Below are 15,893 nucleotides of genomic sequence, written 5' to 3' on the forward strand. Positions count from 1 at the left end.
ATATGGGGAACTTAATTAAGGAATTACAAGACGAACAACTTCGATCAGAAGCCCTTACAGATTTTCGTGTTGGTGATACAATTCGTGTAGCTACAAAAATTGTAGACGGTGGTAAAGAACGTACACAAGTATTTCAAGGTACAGTTATGGCTCGTAGGGGCGGTGGAGCAGGGGAAACTATTGCTTTGCATCGGGTAGCTTACGGTGAAGGTATGGAAAAGAGTTTCTTACTTCATAGTCCTAAAATTGTAAGTATTGAGGTAGTGAAACGCGGTAAAGTTTCTCGAGCTCGTTTATACTACTTAAAAGGTAAAACTGGTAAGGCTGCTAAAGTTAAAGAATATATTGGTCCTAGAGCTGCTAAGAAATAGTTGTTGATAGCTATTGGATTTAGCTGATTTCTGATTTTACTTAAGATATACCGATCTATGAAGACACTAGCTATTGATGAAGAACGGTTGTTTCTATCTAAGACTATCTTTGAAGAAGAAGTTTTTAATGAAGGTTTTTCTGTTATAGCTGGAGTAGACGAGGTCGGTAGAGGTCCTCTAGCAGGACCTGTAGTTGCAGGAGCTTGCATTCTCCCTCGAGGGAAAATATTTGTCGGAGTGAATGACAGCAAAAAATTGACACCCAAGGAAAGAGGCAAAATTCGCGATATTCTATTGAATGATCCAGATGTGTATCATGGAATCGGAGTTGTCTCTGTAGAAAGAATAGATGAGATTAATATCCTTGAAGCAACCAAGGAAGCTATGATAAAGGCAATAGCGGATCTACCTGTTCATCCTGATTTTCTTTTAGTTGATGGTTTACATCTCCCCCATGAAATTCCTTGTAAGAAGATTATTAAAGGAGATTCGAAGTCCGCATCTATAGCCGCAGCATCGATAATAGCTAAAGAATATAGAGATGATTTAATGCGTGAGCTTCATCAATGCTATCCTGATTATGGCTTTGATAAGCATAAAGGTTATGGAACTGCTGCGCATTTAGCGGCATTGAAGGCTTTTGGTCCTTGTGATTGTCATAGAAAGAGTTTTGCTCCCATAAGGCAGGTATTCTAATATTTTATGAAAAATAAAGTTCGTGTTCCTTTTTCTCCTGATCAACCTTTGTGTGCACCGAAACTATTTACTATTAGTGCTCCTGCAGGAGCCGGGAAAACTACACTAGTGCGTATGTTGACGCAAGAATTTCCTAATTCTTTTCAAAAAACCTTATCCCTAACAACACGATCTCCTCGTCCTGAAGAAGTTCCTGGTGTGGATTATCGATTTGTTTCCCAAGAAGAGTTTAAGCGACGGTTAGATAGTAATGATTTTTTAGAGTGGGTTTCACTTTTTGGAGAATATTACGGGACCAGTCGTTTAGAAATTGATGAAATTTGGAAATCGGGGAAACATGCGGTTGCAGTGATTGATGTAAAAGGTGCTTTGTCTTTGAAAAATAAGATACCTACAGTCACTGTTTTTATTTCCGCGCCTTCTCAGGAAGAGCTAGAGAGGCGTTTAAAACATAGAGGGTCTGAACAAGATTCTCAGAGACAAGAACGGTTGCAGCACAGTCTCGTTGAACAAGCTGCATCGAACCAATTTGAATACGTCATTATCAATGATGATTTGAAAAAATCTTACGAGATTTTGAAGAGTATTTTTATAGCAGAAGAACATAGGAACGTATTATGAGCAACAAAGATCGTTTAACAAATGAAAAGTTAAACCAATTGTTTGAAAGCCCGTTTAGTTTAGTGAATTATGCGATTAAGCAGGCAAAAATTAGAATAACAAAAGGCGACGTGCGTTCTTCTAATGCTGCTATTGAAGCATTAGTTTTATTAGAAAGGGACGGTGTACAAGCAGATTTTATAGAAGAAGATGTAGAAAATATTGCGGCTCCTGTTACTGAAAGAAAAAGAGAAGGTGTTTCATCAGGAAGAAGAAAAGATCCTTCAGCCTATACATGGAGTGATGTAAAATAATGCCCGCGCGCGTTTTGATTACCTCGGCATTACCTTATGCAAATGGACCTCTACATTTTGGACATATAGCAGGAGCCTATTTACCTGCGGATGTCTACGCTAGATTTCGCAGATTATTAGGAGATGACGTTCTCTATATCTGTGGTTCTGATGAGTATGGAATAGCTATTACATTAAATGCCGAACGTGCAGGTTTAGAATATCAAGAATATGTAAATATGTATCATAAGATACATAAAGATACTTTTGATAAGCTGGGGATTTCTCTAGATTTCTTCTCGCGTACAACAAATCCTTTTCACAAAGCCCTTGTTGAGGATTTTTACCTACAGCTAAAATCAAAAGGCTTAATAGAAAATCAAATTTCACTTCAGTTGTATTCTGAAGAAGAAAATCGTTTCCTTGCTGATCGTTACGTAGAAGGTATATGTCCAAAATGTGGATTTGATGGAGCCCGTGGTGATGAATGTCAAAAATGTGGCGCCGATTATGAAGCTACCGATTTAATTAATCCACGATCTAAATTATCAGGATCACAATTAATTCTTAGAGAAACAGAGCACGCATATTTTCATTTAGAACGTATGGTCGAGCCTCTATTAGCATTTATAGAAAAAGTATACCTACCTGAGCATATCCGTAAGTTTGTTGTAGATTATATTAAGAATTTGCGTCCACGTGCTATTACTAGGGATTTATCTTGGGGGATTCCTGTTCCTGATTTTCCTAATAAAGTGTTTTACGTATGGTTTGATGCTCCTATTGGTTATATCAGTGCGACTATGGATTGGGCAGCATCTATGAATCATTCCGATGCTTGGAAAGACTTTTGGCTAGAAGATTCTACAGAGTATGTACAGTTTATAGGTAAAGATAACATCCCTTTTCATGCGGCGATATTTCCAGCTATGGAATTAGGTCAAAGTATCCCTTATAAGAGGATGGATGCCTTGGTATCTTCTGAATTTTACCTTCTTGAAGGGTATCAGTTTAGTAAATCCGAAGGGAATTACGTAGATATGGATGCCTTCTTGAATACATATTCCCTTGATAAGTTGCGTTATGTATTAGCAGCAACAGCTCCAGAAACTTCTGATAGTGAATTTACTTTCATAGATTTTAAAACACGATGTAATTCGGAGCTTGTTGGTAAGTTTGGGAATTTTATTAATCGTGTACTTGCTTTCGCAGAAAAGAATGGATTTAGGGAACTAGTATATTCCGCAGAGATTTTAGAAGATAAGGACAGACAGTTCTTAGATGATGCGCAAAGAATCGTTCGAGAAGCGCAGGTACATTATAGTAAATATAGTCTACGGAAGGCGTGCTCAGCAATTATGGAGCTAGCAGCTCTAGGGAACGTATATTTTAACGATCAGGCTCCCTGGAAGCTTCTTAAAGAGGGGTTATCTCATCGTGTAGAAGCTATACTGTTTTGTGCATGTTATTGTCAGAAATTATTAGCATTGATTGCATATCCTATTCTTCCAGGAGCATCTTGGGAGATATGGAACATGCTTTCTCCAAAATCTCTAGATCTTGAAAATCAGGATAAAGATCGTGTGAAAAACCTTTGGAATACAGAATTTTTAGATTTCTCTGATGAGGTTTTTTCTTTAACAACACCGCAGTTGTTATTTACCATTGTAGATTAACTACCTTTCATTTTTGAGAAAGTTTCTTCGGGCTGTGCAAGTTGATCGAGAGCTTGCACAAGTCCTGTACAGCGATGCTGTACTTTATCGTTTCTTGTGGCTATAGCAATAGCTTTTTTTGTTCCTACTAGGATAACAAGCTGTTTTCCCCTTGTAATTGCAGTATAGAGAAGATTCCTATAGAGCATCATGAAATGGGATGTGTGTATAGGAAGGACAATACAGGGACTTTCGCTTCCTTGATATTTATGTACTGAGGTGGCGTAGGCTAAAACAAGATCATCAAGTTCCGAGAAAGAATACACAATGTACTTTCCTTCCATATTTACTATAACACGTTTATTTTCAAAGTTGATCATAGAGATATAGCCAATGTCTCCGTTGAATACTTCTTTATTATAGTTGTTACGGATCTGCATAACTTTATCTCCAATGGCGTAGGAGTGAAACCTACCGTGGAGAATTGCTTGTTTAGGGTTTAAAGCAGATTTTAGTACCTTATTGAGATTATGAATTCCTAAGATGCCTTTTTTCATGGGAGCAAGAATCTGAATATCTTTGGGATAGATGTGGTATTTCTTAGGAATAAATTGTGTGACTAGATGGATGATATGATCTACAGCTTCCTGAGGATCCTCTTTCTGAAAAAATAAGAAATCCTTACGTCCCGATTCAGAATAAAGTATAGGAAATTCGCCTTCATTTACTTTATGAGCATTGATAATGATATTCGAATCGTGAACCTGACGGAAAATCTTATTTAATGTGGTTACGGTGATCTTTTTAGAATTGATAATGTCTTTTAAGATATTTCCAGGACCGATGCTAGGCAGCTGATGTACATCTCCGATTAGGATGACAATCACATGATCAGGAAGTGCTTTTAGAAAATGATATAAGAGATATGTATCCATCATTCCTGATTCATCGACGATGATCAGATCACAATCTATAGGATTTTCATAATTCTTGCGGAAGGAACGTGTTTTAAAATCATACTGTAGCAGAGCATGAATAGTCACCGAATGCTTTCCGGTAATTTCCGTCATACGTTTTGCTGCTTTTCCTGTAGGAGCTGCTAGGATAATTTTATAAGTCACTTGCTCGAATATCTTAAGGATAGCCTTGGTGATGGTACTTTTTCCTGTTCCTGGTCCTCCAGTGATAATATGGATTTTTTCTAAGAAACATGCACGAACAGCTTCTCTTTGATTTTGCTCTAGGTGTAGACTTAGATTGTCCTCAACCCATTGAATGGCTTTATTGCCATCTATAGGACGAATTTTCCTTGAGGAAAATAAGATGCGTTTTAAATCAGAAACTACGGTTTTCTCTGCGAGGTAAATATGCTTTACCCATACGTGAGGTATGTTTTCTAATTCCTGAATATGCAGAAGATTTTTCTCTTGCATACTATATATTTGGGAAATGATCTCTTCAATTTGTATTAGTTTTTCAGGAATATCTTGATTTAGGAGTTTTTCTACAGCTTGGGCAAGATTTTGTAAGGGATAGCAAGTGTGTCCGTCTTCTTGAAGTTCTTCTAGAGAATGTTGTATTCCTGCAAATAATCGGCTTTGTGAATTTAATGGTACTCCCAAACGTGTGGCGATAAGATCCGCGGTTTTGAATCCGATACCCTCCATTTCTCTAGCGAGTAGAAAAGGATCTTCGCAGATTTTCTCTATAGAGTATTCTTTATATTTTTTGTAAATTCTTACTCCATAGTGAATAGCAATATTATATTGCTGTAAAAAGAGTAGAGTAGTTCTCAGATCTTTTTGTTCGCGAAGTTGCTCACAGAGACTATCACAGCGGGTTTGGCTAATTCCTGGAATTTCAATTAATCTTTCCGGTTGGTTATCAAGAATGTCAGCAGTTTCATTTTGGAATTTCTCAATAATCTTTTCGGTGATTTTTGGTCCGATACCCTTAATAAGCTTGGAGGTAAGATAATTAATTATCCCTCGAGTATCTCCCATTTCTAGAGAGTCACAACTGTACACTTGAAAATATTTCCCTAAATTAGGATTTTCTGACCATTTTCCATATAGATGTAGCTGTGTGCCGAGTTGTAGAAAAGAATCAGGGAATTGACCTTTGATGACAATGATTGTACCTTTATAGGGTATTCTCATACGTGCGGCGATTTCCTTCGAATTTTGATCTTCAAAAAGTACGCTTTCTAATTTTCCGGAAATTTTCTCCATAGAATTCTTAAATCTAATTTCGGGGAACCAGTGTCGTAGGAGAATTAACTAACATATTTCCACAGCTACAACTTAGGAGATTCGGGAGTATGACTTTCTTCAAGTTGCTTGCCTCCTAGGGCACGCTAGTTACTTTTCTCCAATATTTTTTATCTATTAGAGATTGGAAAACTTCCTAGTGCTTAAGCGTAATAACGAAAGACACCTATACACTAGTATTTTCAATGTGTCCATAAGAACACTTACGTAGTTTCTTTTTTCTCACCAAGATGTTCGCATTATGAATCATGTTCTGTATTTTCAAATGCGAGATTTTGATTTAATCTTTCATCAAGTTTTGTTGATTAAGACAGTAAGGTGAGTGTAGCTGAAGATAAATTTTTTATTCGATGAGTATTTTTAAAGATATATTTTTAGGAGTGAAAAATCACCTTAAGACTTCTAGAGGAGAATTTCATAAGTTTCTAGTGAAAAATTTTTCTTGTTTTCCCAGTTTATGGGGTAATTTCTTGAACTATTCCGTAGAGGAAAGGATCTCGGCTTCTTCTGTTTCCTTTTGATTTGCCTTTCTTCCAAAAAGAATTAGACAGATGAGGCTTCCTCCTAACATTAAGAAAATCCCAATACCTTCTTGTAATGTGGGTAGAGTCTTCTCATAAAGATAGGATAGAATCAAACCAAAAATAGGTTCGAAGATTAACATAGCTCCTAAAAGAGCGGGAGATAGATGTAGACTTGCTTTGTTCCAAGATGTAATAGCTCGTGATGAGGAGAATATTCCCATAGCTGAGCATAGAAGAATAAAGAGTAACCGCTCTGATGTCGGCGTGTGAGCTATAAAATTATGTGCAATATGTGTGATACCCAAGCAATCAAAAATGATGATCAAAGGTAGGCAAATAACCAATGAGGCTATCCCCAGTAATCCGCACCATAAATCTGGAGAAATATTAGGATTTTTTAACAAAAAGTCATAATTGCAGATAATATAGGCAACCCAAATCCCTGTAGAAATAATTACACAGGAAAGCCCTATGAAGTACTGTAGAGGATTTACTGCTGTTGTTGAATGAAACTCTGAGAGGTTTGTTAGCACGACTCCTAAGAAGATCACACAGCTAACTGCAGAAAGTAGGGTGTAAGAGAGTTCTTTTTTCTTTACATTAGAATGAAAAAGGACAGCTATAGGAGCTAATCCTGCGATAATAATGGTTATAGCCGCTCCTACGTAACGAATGGCTAGGGCAATGCCAAAATAATAGACCATATTCACAAGAAAGGCCCAGAGGAAGCTTTGGCCCCAAACATGCAAAGAGACGTTTTTAAAGATATTTTGTCTTTTCCATAAGATAGGAAACAGAGAAAAAATACCAAAAATGGTATAACGAGTTAAGACAATATCAAGTTCTTGAAAAGATTCTAACAAATTGGGAATTACGAAAACTATTCCCCAGTAGAGACAGGCCAGGAGACTATGAAATAGTCCTATAGGAACGCTACGGGATTGTTTTGTTTGAGAATCGTTAACAAACATATCTGCCTTTGAAAGAATTAAATGGTTTTATAGGCGATAAAAGAGATATTTTACCATAAATAACATTTTTAATGGATTGAACACTTTATAATACTTGGGTGATTCTAATCCAAGTATTAATCCTCGGTTTATTTTCTATGAGAACCAAAGTACTCGTTTACTCTGATGAGGGTGTCTCTCCCTATTATTTACGTCACTTGATCCGTTGGTTAAAAAACAGTCTTCCCTCTGAGGAAAACTTAGAAATTTGCCGTATAGACGGGAATTTCCTTCTTTACGATCCTTTATGGGAATTTACGGCTAGGCTACTGATTATCCCCGGGGGTGCTGACCGTCCCTATCATAAAGTTCTACATGGTTTAGGGACCGCAAGAATAGATAATTATATTCGCGAGGGTGGGAATTATCTAGGTATTTGTGCAGGCGCTTATTTTGCATGTAAAAATTTAAGTTTTAATGAGCCCGACGGCTCTCTTTATGTTGCTAGTCGAGGATTAGGATTTTTTCCTGGTCGTGCTGTAGGTCCTGCTTATGGTAAGGTATTCTCTTATACAAGTCCGATAGGTGTACGCGCTGCACCGCTGCTTTTCTCTAATTTGAACATGCATGGTTGGGCGTTGTTTAATGGCGGTCCGTATTTTGAATATGCGGATACTTATACTGGCATTTGTGTAGAAGCGCGTTATGAAGATCTTCCTGAGCAACCCGCTGCAATTATTTCTCGATGTTTAGACAGAGGTTTAGTCGTTCTTTCTGGACTGCATATAGAGTACTTTCCTGAGCATTGCCAGATGTCAGAAGACAATGTTATTCAGGCTCGTAAGACTCTAATAAATGCTACGGTTTTGAATCAGTACCGTGTATCTCTTTTATCCCGCCTCCTTAATATCACTACATCTACGATTGTGTGATTATATAGACTAATATGAATTATCTTGAGATTATTCAGGAGCTATTTTTTTAGACAGGTAGCTGAGACTTTCGATTTCCATTTCAGTTAGGTTAGCGATAACTATATTTTCGGTTTCCATGAAGCGGGCACGATTCAGATTGCGTATTGAGTCTTCTGGGTCATCTCTAGGATGAGAAATGAGTCCATATGGAGAACATTCTCTTGGGAATGACACCATATTTTTCTCTACAAATATCTTCCAATAATCTTTAGGGGACAGAATATAGACGGAAGTTTGACTTGCATTTGTTGGAATGTCCTGTTGCAAACGTTTCTCAACTAAGAAACTCTGAATTTCATCAGATTGAAAAGTGGGATTTGCCTCTGTAGGAGCTGGAGGATGATTCGTAGGTACCGATGTTCGTAGTTGGTTGTAAGGAGACTGGTAAGTAGCTGCTACAGGTTTGGTGATTTGAGATTCACGTTTAGTGACAAGTTTATGTGAATTTGGTACTTCTGGAGTTTTTGTATAACGCATTTGTTCAATAGCACAAAATAACGCGAGAATTTCCATCTGGCGTACTCTAATATCAAGACATCCTGATCTAAGTAATTGTAGAGTAATAATTTTTTCTCTAGAGACACTAGCGTTTAAAGCTACATAGTACTTTATAAAGAAGCTTCTAAAGATTTTATAAAGAATTTCATCGGTATTTTCATCAGGAGTTAATAGGTCTTGAAGAACGGGGAGCGTATAGGTTGTATTTCCCAATTTTGTTCTTATGACCTGACTATTTATTGCTTTGGGAAGGTCTTCTTGAAGCACCTGATGTAAATAACAGCGTTTTCGTTGCTCGTTGATAACAGGTTCTACTTCGAGTTGTGCAAAATCCCGAGTCGTAAGAACAATATCAAATCCTATATAGTCTCGTGATAGGGTGACTTCGTAGTCATCTTTTTGATTAGCTTCCCACGAAGTAAGCATACTTTGTAGTAAAAATTGTGGATCTTTTAGGAAAATTTCTGCCCACGCACCACAATCAGGAAAGAAGTCCTCTTGATTGACATGTATGAGATTTTCTATTGTTGCTCGTCCAGAGGCTGTGGACATTTTTTGTTTCAACTCTCTTAATATAGTCCGAGAAAGCTTTGGAGAACGTATCAGTAGGGGTTGTGGAGGAGATGTGTGTACTATTGTTTTTTGCTTCTTATCATGAATATGAAAGATAATTTGTAAAAAGCAGAGAATAACAAGAATCCCTGTGATTAATGCTGTTATGATAATGAGTATTTCTGGTGCACAAGCTAAACTTAAACACGTAATTACAGTTGCTGTAGATAAAATAGCGGATACACTAACAAGTACCCCTAAAGCGGATGAAGAAATAGAGCGATTGCAACAAAGAGGAAAGTTAGCTTGAACTTGATTTATTGTAATTATTTCTTGTGAAATAGGTTTGGTCATAGATTATCATTTCCTCTACGCCCCGTGGAACCTAATAAAGAAAACTCCGGAGGATGGGTTCGAACCAACGACCAATGGATTAACAGTCCACTGCTCTACCGCTGAGCTACTCCGGAATATCCAAAGAAGACAATTCTAAGTGAAATAGCAAAAAAGTCAATAGGTTTTCTGTATAAATGTATTCTCAAGTTAAGACAGTTGCTAAAGTGTGGTGATAAAGATAATAGTAAAAGGCTCAGAACCTTATCATTTTCCATTTCTAATGAAAGAATAGTTCCCTAACAAATCCTACGATTTCATCTGTGGATTTCTTTGGAGTTGTTGTGGTCTCTGATTCCTCACTTTCTATTAAAGTAGGATAAGCGGAGCTAAAATAAGTATGAGATTGCTTAGATAGAGCTTTAACAATATCCCCAGGGATATTTACGTGATATAAACTTTCTTCTACTGCTAAGTAGAGAATAGATGTTAGCGCTGTTGCTAGATTGGGTAAGGAATGTTGTTTGTCTACATTACTACGATATTCCAAAGAAGGCACAGCAAGATATGGAATTTCTTTATTATTTGATTTTATTCCGTGAACGCGAGTGTTTATGAATAAACAGCGTTTGATTAACACGGGGGCATTATCAAGCTTTGATGAAAACGATTGAGATGAAGATAGTCCAAGAGTTTCTTGGTTTTGTGGAGTGAAATTTTTCCATAATAGTGACCAATTCGTTTTTGACGATTGATTGTCATAGGGAAGTATAGCGAAATTAGCTCCATGCACAAGAAGATCGGAAATCTCTATTTTTTTAGATAGCAACATAGAAATCAGAGAAAAACGTAAGTTTACATACTCAACTTCCATCGCATAAGGAAACCTCTCCGATGGTACAGGATTATGAATACATAAGTAGCGAATTTTCATTCCTGAAGTTCTAGGTGAGACTCTCCCCACAGTAACTTGAGTATGTAATTTTGCAGATAACCAATGCTCAACGATGCTTTCTTTGCGAATCCAAAAGTAAGCAATAATGCAAAATGCTAATAAAAATAAATTCTTTAAAAGTTTAAACATGCATGGTGAGAATATTATTTATCTTAGTTTCTAACATAGATGAAGAAAGAAATATTAGAAAATAGAAAAGGCCTCCTTTCTTCTCAAAATAGATGAAAGGAGACCTTATAACGTTAGAGAAAATGTTCTCTAAATTAGGGGTTAATAATCCATTCCTGCACCTGGCATTGCTGGAGCAGAAGAGGATTTATCTTCAGGAATATCTGCAATTAAAGCTTCTGTTGTTAATAGAAGTCCAGCTACAGAAGCTGCGCTTTCTAAAGCACAACGTGTAACTTTAGTTGGATCAAGGATTCCTGCTTCGATCATGTCAGTATAAGCATCACGTAGGGCATCATAGCCTTCGCTAGAGGTGCGAGAAAGCACTTGTTGACAGATGATAGCGCCTTCTTTACCAGCATTTGCTGCGATCTGTTTTAATGGAGCGGATAGTGCTTTAAGAACAATACGTGCTCCAATTTGTTCGTCTTCATTTGTAAGAATAGGAACGAAAGCTTCTAAAGTAGGGATGCAACGAATTAAAGCTGTGCCACCACCAGGTAGAATACCTTCTTCAACTGCAGCAAGAGTTGCATGTTGAGCATCATCTACTCTATCTTTTTTCTCTTTCATTTCAATTTCTGTAGCAGCGCCTACGCGGATTACAGCTACACCTCCAGAAAGTTTAGCTAATCGTTCTTGGAGTTTTTCTTTATCATAATCAGAAGTACTGTCTTCAATTTGTTTTTTAATACTTTCGCATCGAGATTCAATATCTTCTTTGCTTCCAAGACCTTCAACAATTGTTGTATCTTCTTTGGACACGATCACCTTTTTAGCTTTTCCTAACATAGCTAAAGTAGTGTTCTCAAGTTTCATTCCAAGTTCTTCGCTGATGAGTTGACCACCAGTTAAGATAGCGATGTCTTCTAACATAGCTTTTCTTCTATCACCAAATCCAGGAGCTTTTACTGCGCAAACTCTGAATCCAGCACGTAGTCTATTTACCACTAAAGTAGCTAAAGCTTCACCTTCGATATCTTCAGCAATGATAAGTAAGGGACGTCCAGATTCTGCAACCTGTTGTAAAACTGGAAGGAAGTCTTTAATTCCGGAGATTTTTTTGTCATAGATAAGCACAAGAGCTTCTTCTAAAATACACTCTTGTGTTTCAGGGTTTGTAGAGAAGTAACTAGATAGGTATCCACGGTTAAAATTCATACCTTCGACAACGTCGAGAACAGTTTCAAAACCTTTAGCTTCTTCAACAGTGATAGAGCCGTTTTTACCAACTTTTTCCATGGCTTCGGCAATAAGATTACCGATTTCAGCATCGTTGTTTGCAGAGATAGTCGCTACTTGAGCTATTTCTTTATGATGCTGTACGGGTTTGCTAATTTTCTTAATTTCATCGACAACTACTTTTACGGCTTTATCGATTCCTCTTTTGAGGTCCATAGGATTAGCGCCTGCAGTTACGTTTCTTAATCCTTCACTATAGATAGCTTCAGCAAGAACAGTAGCTGTTGTAGTTCCATCACCAGCTTTATCTGCAGTTTTGCTAGCAACTTCTTTAACCATTTGAGCTCCCATATTCTCATGTTTGTCTTCGAGCTCAATTTCTTTAGCGACAGTTACACCGTCTTTTGTAACTTGAGGAGAACCGAAGCTTTTATCAATAACCACATGACGTCCTTTAGGACCTAAGGTTACTTTTACAGCTTCTGCAAGAGTTTTAACTCCTTTATGGATTTTTTTTCTGGCGTCTTCGTTATATTTAATATTTTTTGCTGCCATTGTTTTTTGTGCTCCTTAACTTTTTGCAATCTATAAATAATAATTTATCTTACTTGAGAACTGCCATAACTTCGCTTTCCTGAACAATGACGTACTCCTCACCATCAATGGTAAGTTCTTGTCCCGCGTATTTATCTATTAAAACAATATCACCCACTGTAACTTCAAAAGGTAGGGCATTGCCATCTTTATCTCGTTTTCCTGTGCCTAGGGCGAGAACCTCTGCTCGGTCTTGTTTTTTCTTTGCTGTATCAGGTAAAATGATGCCGCCTCGCGATGTAGAATCTTCTTCCTCTCTTTTCACTAAAATTCTATCGCCCAGGGGCTTAATCCTTAAGGTCGTTGCTTGATCTGACATGTTATAAGCTCCTTGTGTTTCATGTTCTAAGAGACTTTGCCGTTTCTCGAAAACGATAACAGAGTCTCCCGTTTTTGGCAATGATTTTAGCACTTAATAATATCAAGTGCTATTTTTTTTAGTTATTTCAAATTAAAGATGATAACTCTTGAATTTTTCTCTCGATAAAACAAAAAGCCTTGTGGATTGGCTCACTTGTTGCCATATCTAATCCCGACTTTTTTAAGATTTCTAACGGAAAATCAGAACCTCCACTTTTTAAGAAGTTCAGATAGGAATCAAGAGCGTTATCTTCTTTGTTAAGAATTTTTTCTGCAAAGCATAGGGCGGCAATGATGCCCGTTGCGTATTGGTATACATAGAAATTGTAATAAAAATGGGGGATTCTTGCCCATTCTATGCTGGAAAGAGTATCGAATGTTACAATTTCTCCATAAAAATCATTTTGTAAATTCTTATAAGTTGAGGATAAATACTCTTCGGTTAAAGGAATACCCTGTTCTGCAGCAGAATGTACTTCGTATTCAAAAGAAGCAAATAAAACCTGACGAAATAGTGTAGAAAAAATCGTATCTAAACATCTTGTAAGGATTGTGATCTTTTCTTCTTTAGAATTGCTCTTTTTAAGCATCGAATCCATAAGAAGCATTTCGTTGAGTGTGGAAGCAATTTCAGCAAGGAAAATAGGATATTGTGCGTCATGGAAAGATTGATTTTTTCTGCTGAAATACGAATGCATGCTGTGACCGCCTTCGTGAGCAATTACAGATACATCGTATAGTGTTTCCGTATAGTTTAATAGGATATAGGGATAGCTATCATAACATCCAGAGGAATAGGCCCCAGAGCGTTTATTAAGATTTTCATATTTGTCTACCCAACCTTCTGTGGTTAACCCTTGTTTTAAAATATTAACGTATTCGGTTCCTAGTGGTGAGAGACTACTATAGATGAGATCGACTGCGTCCTCATAGGAGTATTTTTTCTCTTCGGATTGACTGAGAGGAGCGTAAACATCATAAAAATGAAAATCTTTTAGATTTAGAGCTTTTTGTTTTAAAGAATAGTATTTGGTAATCAATGAAGAGTTCTTCTTAACGATATCTATAAGATTAGTATAAACTGTTGTTGGAATATTGTTGTGGTATAGCGCAGACTCTAAGCAGGAACTATATTTTTTGTTCTTTGTATAGAATAGATGTGCTTGAATTTTCCCATTAAGGAGATTAGCAAAGGTATGTCGGTAATTATAATACCTTTCACATTGTGCTAGATAAGCTGTCTTTCTTAACTCTCTATCTGTAGATTGCATATATAATGAGGCTAATGCATGAGAAAGAGGGTGAGCATTTCCTTCTGAATCCATAGCTTGTCCAAAAGGAATTTCTGAATCACTTAAAGAAGAAAATGCCTTACTAGCTACTTCAAAGGGAGCAAATGCTGAGGCTAAGATTTTTTCTTCTTCAGGAGTGCCTGTGTGGGTGGATAATCTAAAGATCTTTTCTAAATAGAATCTATAGGGAGCTAAGCAGGGGGCTGATAAATGTTGAGCTACTACAGATTCCGATAAGCTGACTAGAGTAGGTTGAATCCAAGAGATTTCTTCTGAGAAGAGGGTATATAAGTGTGTGACAGATTTAAGATCCGCCATACTCTCTTGATTTGTAATATCTTGATCGTGAACTAGATGAGCATAAACGTAGAGTTTATCCAGTTTTCTTTCAACAGAGAAAAGATTAGTTAATAATGAAAGTAGAGACTCTGAATTCTCAAGTTGGTATTGCTTTGCTTGTAACATTGGCCAGGTGGGAGAGCCGTCGGTTTTTAATCTAAAAGAATCAAAATCTGCTTTCCAGGATTTCCTATTAGGGTATAAAGGACTCACATCCCAGCAATCTTTAGCAGGGATTTCATTTCTTGAGCGAACTACTTGTTGTTTTTCTGTATCTACGGTCATGACGGTCTGTGGATTTGTGAAATAGTAAAAAAGAACTTACTATAAGGTAAGTTCTAAGAAAAAGCCAAGAACGATCATGCACATTTTTATAGATTAAAATGGATTGTTGGTATCAATAAATGTTGAGGAAACTTGTAGGTTTGTTTCTAGGTAATGAGCGAGAGCTTTTGGTCCTACTTTTTCTGTTGCTGTGTGGCCAAACGCTAGGAAATGCACGCGATTTTCTAAAGCTGTAGACCATGCGGGTTCATCAAAATTTCCCGTAATAAAACAATCAATTTTACAAAGAATTGCTTGAGATAGCTCTTTGTAAGCTCCCCCCGAGATTAATGCTGCTGAGGAAATCTTTTTCTTACCACCAAGTGCCTGAGCTTTTATCGGGGATTGGTAATAGTTAGATAAATTCTCTATGAAGTCTTCTATAGGTATTGGAGGGAACGATCCCTGGACTCCCAAATAGGGAATAGAGCTTCCGAAAGGCTGAAGGTTTGACCACTGTAGATCATGAGCCACTTTCCAATTATTTCCAATAACAGGATGTGCGTCTAAGGGTAAGTGATAAGCTACCAATTGTATATTATGCTTAATCAAGAATTGTATACGATCATAAAGCATTCCTGTAATGGGATAGGGCATACCTTGCCAGAATAATCCATGGTGAACGATCAATACATTAGCTCCAAGTTCGATGGTTCCTTGTATTGTTGATAGGTCTGCGGTTACTCCAACAGCTATTTTTTGGACATCAATATTATAATTTCCTACTTGTAGTCCATTGGGACCATAGTCAGGAAATGATTCTGAAGATAGTAGATCATTTAGATAGATGAGAAGATCAGCAACGTTCATAAATAGGATCGCAATAGTTATTGGAATTCATCATTAATTCATAAATGAAAATTCCTGACAATCTTTACCAAGAAGCAGAGGTCTATATTGCATCGCATAGTATTTATTTTTTCTTGGATTTATTGGTTTCTATTATGGATGTTTTTGTCGTGC

At 37.0% G+C, this 15,893-nt stretch carries 14 protein-coding genes and 1 tRNA gene; 6 read left to right on the forward strand and 9 right to left on the reverse strand.

Translation table 11 applies throughout. From position 1 onward, the window contains the following. Nucleotides 1-2 precede the first annotated feature (2 nt). The 5 genes from rplS to metG are packed head-to-tail and all read left to right on the forward strand — an operon-like array spanning nt 3 to nt 3,636. The gene (gene rplS / locus O1W69_RS03405) at nt 3-371 is read left to right on the forward strand and encodes a 50S ribosomal protein L19 (protein ID WP_375793164.1); all 369 of its coding nucleotides are present in this window, start codon (nt 3-5) and stop codon (nt 369-371) included. A gap of 57 nt (nt 372-428) precedes the next feature. Continuing rightward, nucleotides 429-1,067, forward strand: a complete 639-nt coding sequence (locus O1W69_RS03410; RefSeq protein WP_375793165.1) for a ribonuclease HII — start codon at nt 429-431, stop codon at nt 1,065-1,067. A 6-nt stretch (nt 1,068-1,073) separates the two neighbouring features. Beyond that, entirely contained in the window at nt 1,074-1,688 is a 615-nt protein-coding gene (gene gmk, locus O1W69_RS03415; protein WP_375793166.1) for a guanylate kinase, read from the forward strand. Next, complete coding sequence (locus O1W69_RS03420) at nt 1,685-1,981, forward strand: hypothetical protein (protein WP_375793167.1); 297 nt, start codon at nt 1,685-1,687, stop codon at nt 1,979-1,981. The genes gmk and O1W69_RS03420 overlap by 4 nt, the downstream gene beginning before the upstream one ends. Beyond that, on the forward strand, nt 1,981-3,636 hold the full coding sequence (gene metG, locus O1W69_RS03425) for a methionine--tRNA ligase (RefSeq protein ID WP_375793168.1): 1,656 nt from the start codon (nt 1,981-1,983) through the stop codon (nt 3,634-3,636). The genes O1W69_RS03420 and metG overlap by 1 nt, the downstream gene beginning before the upstream one ends. Here metG and O1W69_RS03430 read toward each other — a convergent pair. Next, nucleotides 3,633-5,846 carry an ATP-dependent RecD-like DNA helicase gene (locus O1W69_RS03430; RefSeq protein WP_375793169.1) on the reverse strand — a complete coding sequence of 738 codons (2,214 nt, stop codon included), beginning with the start codon at nt 5,844-5,846 and terminating at the stop codon, nt 3,633-3,635. The genes metG and O1W69_RS03430 overlap by 4 nt on opposite strands. A gap of 514 nt (nt 5,847-6,360) precedes the next feature. Next, nucleotides 6,361-7,380, reverse strand: a complete 1,020-nt coding sequence (locus tag O1W69_RS03435) for a DMT family transporter (RefSeq protein WP_375793170.1) — start codon at nt 7,378-7,380, stop codon at nt 6,361-6,363. 137 nt (nt 7,381-7,517) lie between these two features. Between O1W69_RS03435 and O1W69_RS03440 the strand changes: the two genes are divergently transcribed. Next, nucleotides 7,518-8,291: a BPL-N domain-containing protein gene (locus O1W69_RS03440; protein WP_375793171.1), complete on the forward strand. Its 774-nt coding sequence runs from the start codon at nt 7,518-7,520 to the stop codon at nt 8,289-8,291. A gap of 30 nt (nt 8,292-8,321) precedes the next feature. On the opposite strand, the gene O1W69_RS03445 is transcribed toward O1W69_RS03440, so the two are convergent. The 7 genes from O1W69_RS03445 to O1W69_RS03475 all read right to left on the reverse strand — a co-directional run bounded on the left by O1W69_RS03445 (nt 8,322) and on the right by O1W69_RS03475 (nt 15,740). Then, nucleotides 8,322-9,737 (reverse strand): hypothetical protein, encoded by a 1,416-nt coding sequence (locus O1W69_RS03445; protein ID WP_375793172.1) that lies wholly within the window; start codon nt 9,735-9,737, stop codon nt 8,322-8,324. A 44-nt stretch (nt 9,738-9,781) separates the two neighbouring features. Further along, nucleotides 9,782-9,853: transfer RNA gene (locus O1W69_RS03450), tRNA-Asn, on the reverse strand. A gap of 143 nt (nt 9,854-9,996) precedes the next feature. Then, nucleotides 9,997-10,800: a hypothetical protein gene (locus tag O1W69_RS03455; protein ID WP_375793173.1), complete on the reverse strand. Its 804-nt coding sequence runs from the start codon at nt 10,798-10,800 to the stop codon at nt 9,997-9,999. A gap of 141 nt (nt 10,801-10,941) precedes the next feature. Then, nucleotides 10,942-12,576 (reverse strand): chaperonin GroEL, encoded by a 1,635-nt coding sequence (gene groL, locus O1W69_RS03460; RefSeq protein ID WP_375793174.1) that lies wholly within the window; start codon nt 12,574-12,576, stop codon nt 10,942-10,944. A 49-nt stretch (nt 12,577-12,625) separates the two neighbouring features. Beyond that, nucleotides 12,626-12,934, reverse strand: coding sequence for a co-chaperone GroES (locus O1W69_RS03465; protein ID WP_375793175.1), 309 nt, complete (start codon nt 12,932-12,934; stop codon nt 12,626-12,628). 127 nt (nt 12,935-13,061) lie between these two features. Beyond that, nucleotides 13,062-14,891: an oligoendopeptidase F gene (pepF, locus tag O1W69_RS03470; protein WP_375793176.1), complete on the reverse strand. Its 1,830-nt coding sequence runs from the start codon at nt 14,889-14,891 to the stop codon at nt 13,062-13,064. Between the two features lie 93 nt (nt 14,892-14,984). After that, nucleotides 14,985-15,740, reverse strand: coding sequence for a Nif3-like dinuclear metal center hexameric protein (locus tag O1W69_RS03475; RefSeq protein WP_375793177.1), 756 nt, complete (start codon nt 15,738-15,740; stop codon nt 14,985-14,987). Between the last annotated feature and the right edge of the window lie 153 nt (nt 15,741-15,893).

The organism is Chlamydia sp. 12-01 (assembly GCF_042234205.1).
In the GTDB taxonomy this organism is placed as follows: Bacteria; Chlamydiota; Chlamydiia; order Chlamydiales; family Chlamydiaceae; genus Chlamydia.